This is a genomic window from Moorena sp. SIO4G3 (genome assembly GCF_010692305.1).
Taxonomy (GTDB): Bacteria; Cyanobacteriota; Cyanobacteriia; order Cyanobacteriales; family Coleofasciculaceae; genus Moorena; species Moorena producens_A.
Genome location: NZ_JAAHIG010000691.1, coordinates 1 through 1,980, shown reverse-complemented (window position 1 = coordinate 1,980; position 1,980 = coordinate 1). Strand labels below are relative to the sequence as shown.

3 protein-coding genes are annotated in these 1,980 nt (G+C 37.7%); all 3 read left to right on the top strand.

The features are described 5' to 3' along the window. Positions 1-111: 111 nt before the first annotated feature. Positions 112-774: a class I SAM-dependent methyltransferase gene (locus tag F6J99_RS44635; protein WP_293123765.1), complete on the top strand. Its 663-nt coding sequence runs from the start codon at positions 112-114 to the stop codon at positions 772-774. A 288-nt stretch (positions 775-1,062) separates the two neighbouring features. Further along, positions 1,063-1,455: a class I SAM-dependent methyltransferase gene (locus F6J99_RS44630; RefSeq protein ID WP_293123762.1), complete on the top strand. Its 393-nt coding sequence runs from the start codon at positions 1,063-1,065 to the stop codon at positions 1,453-1,455. 63 nt (positions 1,456-1,518) lie between these two features. Beyond that, positions 1,519-1,725: a hypothetical protein gene (locus F6J99_RS44625; protein ID WP_293123759.1), complete on the top strand. Its 207-nt coding sequence runs from the start codon at positions 1,519-1,521 to the stop codon at positions 1,723-1,725. Positions 1,726-1,980: the final 255 nt, after the last annotated feature.

Below are 1,980 nucleotides of genomic sequence, written 5' to 3'. Positions count from 1 at the left end.
TCGGTTAATTCTGGCTAACGCTGAACTGCAAAAAGCTGATTTAGAAAGCTTTTTACATAATTTCCTTGATGCTGGTAAACTATGTGAAGGTGTTAAAGGATAGAAGAAATAATGAAAGATAGCAAAGAGTTTTACGAAGGGATGGGATTAAAGTTTATGGATCCTCAAAATCAGACTGAAGGAATCAGGGAGTATATGGAGTTAGAGGATGACTTTATACTGAAAACCTTTGAAGGAGTGGATAGTGTTCTGGATGTAGGATGCGGTGAGGGACGTTATATTCGTAAGCTTGCCCCCATTGTAGGAAAGATCACAGGAATTGATTTTTCACAATACCTTGTAGCCTTAGCTAAAGACTCCACGTCTACGTTTAATAATGTCACCATTATAAACGGAAGAGCAGAACAGTTAACAACCCTAGTTCAAGAAACTTTTAGTTACGGGTTACTGGCATGGAATACCATTGGAAATATTCCCCAACAGCTTCATCAAGCTATTTTGGATAACCTGGCAAAATTAGTAGATAAAAAGATATTTATCTCTACGTTTAAATCTAACCAAGACGTCATGGATGAGCGCTTACGCTATTATGCCAAAACGGGTTTTAAGGTAGAAAGCATCGATGGCAATCAAGTAATTTTAGAAGGGGGATTGCATCATGCTAATTCTTACTCTTTTAGCTATTTCCAGGAGTTGCTTGAATCAGTAGGATTTTCTATGGAAACTCATGATTTGGGCTTTGTTGGTGTGATGATTGAAGGAACAAAAAAATAACTTTACCGAATGATATTTTCCTCAAAGTGGGGAAAATATCAACAATCACAACAGGGGTTTAAAAGTCAGATTTAAGTCCTATGGGTTAGACCAGCTGAATCTAGACATACGCAATCAATTATTTCATTCTGGCACAGCTTTTGTCAACTATGCTCATTATCAAGGTCTGGTTATGATTCGGTTAATGCTGGCTAAAGCTGAACTGCAAAAAGCAGATCTAGAAACGTTTGTCCATAATTTACTTGATGCTGCTAAACTAGGTGAAGCTCTTAAAGGATTGAAGAAATAATGAAAGATAGCAAAGACTTTTACGAAGGGATCGGATTGACTTTGCTCGATCCTCAAAATGAGACAGAAGGAGTCAGGGAGTATCAAAAGTTAGAAGAAGAATTTATTAAGAAAACCTTTGAAGGGGTGGATAGTGTTCTTGAGGTAGGATGTGGTGAGGGACGTTATCTTCGTCATCTTGCCCCCCTTGTCAGCAATATCACAGGAATTGATTTTGCCGAACAATTGGTAAACATAGCTAAAGAATCAACTGCTGATTTTGATAATGTAAAACTCATTCTCGGAAGAGCGGAACATTTAACAACTCTGGTTCAAGAAACGTTTACCTATGCTCTACTAGGATGGAATACCATTGGCAATATTTATCAAGACGTTCATAAACCTGTTTTTTAAAATCTCGAAAAACTAGTAGACGAAAAGATATTTATATCGACTTTCAAATGTGGTCAAGAAGTGATGGATGAGCGCTTACGCTTTTATGCTAAAACAGGTTTAAAAGTAGAAAGTATCAATGGCAATCAAGTGATTTTAGAAGGGGGTTCCCATTGTCCTAATGCTTATCCTTTCAGCTATTTCCAGGAGTTGCTTGAATCTATAGGGTTTTCCATGAAAACTCATGATTTGGGCTCGGTTGGTGTGATGATTGAAGGAACTAAACAATAACTTGACTGAATGAGATTTTACCGGGAGCATGTCAGTTTTGTTAATTCCTGATTCAGATCCCCCTAAATCCCCCTTAATAAGGGGGACTTTTCAATCTAATTCCTGAATCTAATTCCCCCTTGGTTAAGGCAGGGCTGTTTCATTTTCAGGAATAAATTGTCTTTTTCTACGGGTGAAAGGGAGCTGGGGTGCTGGGGAGAGGTTTTTTTTCAGGTTAAAAATAACTTTTTATTAGCTTTAATCCCCCCTATCTCC

What these genes read in the sequence shown, in the direction of transcription:
- F6J99_RS44630 (WP_293123762.1), top strand. Translation starts at nt 1,063, where the DNA reads ATGAAAGATAGCAAAGACTTTTACGAAGGGATCGGATTGACTTTGCTC.
- F6J99_RS44625 (WP_293123759.1), top strand. Translation starts at nt 1,519, where the DNA reads ATGGATGAGCGCTTACGCTTTTATGCTAAAACAGGTTTAAAAGTAGAA.
- F6J99_RS44635 (WP_293123765.1), top strand. Translation starts at nt 112, where the DNA reads ATGAAAGATAGCAAAGAGTTTTACGAAGGGATGGGATTAAAGTTTATG.